Here is a 2,286-nt window from a genome sequence, read left to right on the forward strand (position 1 = left end):
CGCCGAGGGTGACGACATCCACGGCCGCCGCGCCCGCCGTGGATGTCGTCACCCTCGGCGAGTCCATGGTCACGTTCCTCCCGTCCCGCCCGGGCCGCCTCGCGGACGTGCCGTCCTTCGACCGGGCGATCGGCGGCGCGGAGTCCAACGTGGCCTGCGTACTGGCCGCCGCCGGCCACACCGCGAAGTGGGTCAGCCGGGTGGGCGCCGACGGCTTCGGTGACCACCTGACCGAGGCGATCGGCGCGTACGGCGTCGACACCTCCGCCGTGCAACGCGACCCCACCCGCCCCACCGGCATCTACTTCCGCACGGCGAGCGACCGTTCCACCGACGCCCACGAGGTGGCGTACTACCGCACGGGCTCCGCGGCCTCGGCGATGGCGCCCGACACCGTGGACCGGGTCGCGCTCCGCTCGGGGCGCGTGCTGCACCTCTCCGGCATCACGGCGGCGCTCTCCGACGGCTGTCTGCGTCTGCTGCGCGAGCTGACGGCGCGCAGCCCCGGACGTCCGCTCGTCTCCTTCGACGTCAACCACCGCCCCGGACTGTGGGACACCCCGGAGGGGCCCCGCGTCCTGCTGGACCTCGCGCGCGGCGCCGACATCGTGTTCGTCGGTGACGACGAGGCACGGGCCGCATGGGGGCTGCGCGGCGCGGCTGCCGTCCGGGAGGCGTTGCCCGAGCCGGACGTCCTGGTCGTGAAGCAGGGCAGGGGCGGGGCGACCGTCTACGAGAGGGTGCGGGACCGGGCCGACTTCGGCGAGGACGTCGTCGATGTCGTCACCTTCGTGCGGGCCCTGCACGTCGACGTCGTCGCGGCCGTGGGCGCGGGCGACGCCTTCGCCGCCGGGTTCCTCTCCGCGACCCTGCGCGGGCTGCCCGTCCGCGATCGCCTCCGCCACGGCCACCTCATGGCCGCCGCCGCACTAACCGACCCCGGAGACCTGGGCGCACCCCCCACCCGCGACCACGCCGACCGCCTCGCCGCCCTGGACGACGACGCGTGGGGGACACTTCGACTCGGCCCCGGCTGGACGCACCCCGCAGACCGGGCGCAGGAGGAGGTACCCACCCCATGAGCCAGACCGTCGACAGAGCGCTGTCCATCCTGCCGCTCCTGGCCGAAGGCCCCGCAGACCTGGGCCAGGTCGCCGACCGCCTGGGCGTCCACAAGTCCACCGCCCTGCGCCTCCTGCGCACGCTCCACGAACACGGCCTCGTCTACCGCCAGTCCGACCAGCGCTACCGCCTGGGCGCCCGCCTCTTCGCCCTGGCCCAGGAGGCCGTGGAGAACCTCGACGTACGGGAGATCGCCCACCCCCACCTCGTACGCCTCAACGAGCAGTGCGGCCACACGGTCCACCTCGCCGTGCACGAGGAGGGCGAGGTCCTTTACATCGACAAGGTCGAGAGCCGCTACCCGGTCCGCATGTACTCGCGCATCGGCAAACCGGTAGCGATCACGGTCGCCGCAGTGGCGAAACTGCTCCTCGCGGACCTCCCGGAACCCGAGCGCCACACGTTCGCCGACAAACTCGACTACCCGATGTACACATCCCGCTCGACCCCCAACGCCCCGGCGTTCCTGCGGGAGTTGGAGAAGGTACGGGACCAGGGCTGGGCCACGGACCTGGGCGGCCACGAAGAGTCCATCAACTGCGTGGCGGCCCCCATCCGAGGCACCGACGGCCGCGTAGTCGCAGCCATGTCCGTCTCCGCCCCGAACGTAGTCGTCACCGCCGACGAACTCCTCACACTGCTCCCACTGGTGCGCCGTACCGCGGCGGCGATCAGCGGGGAGTACTCAGGCAAGACCCCGACGAAGGAAACCAGCTCATGACCGACAAGATCGCCCTCACCCCCAAGACCCACACCACCCCGCCCGCCAAGTTCTCGCACGGCGTCAGGAAGGGGAACATCCTCCAGGTCGCGGGCCAGGTCGGCTTCCTGCCCGCGGTGGAGGGCGAGCCCCCGACACCCGCGGGCCCGACCCTGCGAGAGCAGACCCTCCAGACCCTGGCCAACGTCAAGGCCATCCTCGAAGAGGGCGGCTCCTCCTGGGACGACGCGATGATGATCCGCGTCTACCTCACGGACGTGGACCACTTCGCGGAGATGAACGCGATCTACAACGCGTACTTCGAGGAGCAGGGCCTCACGGCACCCCCCGCGGCCCGCACGACGGTGTACGTGGGCCTCCCCGCAGGCCTGCTGATCGAAATCGACGCGCTGGCGGTACTGGGCTGACAGCCCCACACCCCACCCCCCAACACCTGTCTCTTA

General features: G+C 71.7%; 3 protein-coding genes. All 3 read left to right on the plus strand.

Annotated features, from left to right (window positions below; translation table 11 throughout):
- Nucleotides 1–8 precede the first annotated feature (8 nt).
- Genes AOK17_RS45840 through AOK17_RS45850 form a run of 3 tightly spaced genes read left to right on the plus strand, consistent with a single transcriptional unit; the run spans nucleotide 9 to nucleotide 2,250 of the window.
- Nucleotides 9–1,082: a sugar kinase gene (locus AOK17_RS45840; protein WP_055618583.1), complete on the plus strand. Its 1,074-nt coding sequence runs from the start codon at nucleotides 9–11 to the stop codon at nucleotides 1,080–1,082.
- On the plus strand, nucleotides 1,079–1,843 hold the full coding sequence (locus AOK17_RS45845; RefSeq protein ID WP_055618584.1) for an IclR family transcriptional regulator: 765 nt from the start codon (nucleotides 1,079–1,081) through the stop codon (nucleotides 1,841–1,843). The genes AOK17_RS45840 and AOK17_RS45845 overlap by 4 nt, the downstream gene beginning before the upstream one ends.
- A complete protein-coding gene (locus AOK17_RS45850; RefSeq protein WP_055618585.1) occupies nucleotides 1,840–2,250 on the plus strand; it encodes a RidA family protein in 411 nt (136 codons plus the stop codon). The genes AOK17_RS45845 and AOK17_RS45850 overlap by 4 nt, the downstream gene beginning before the upstream one ends.
- Nucleotides 2,251–2,286: the final 36 nt, after the last annotated feature.

The organism is Streptomyces phaeochromogenes (genome assembly GCF_001418655.1).
GTDB lineage: Bacteria > Actinomycetota > Actinomycetes > Streptomycetales > Streptomycetaceae > Streptomyces > Streptomyces phaeochromogenes.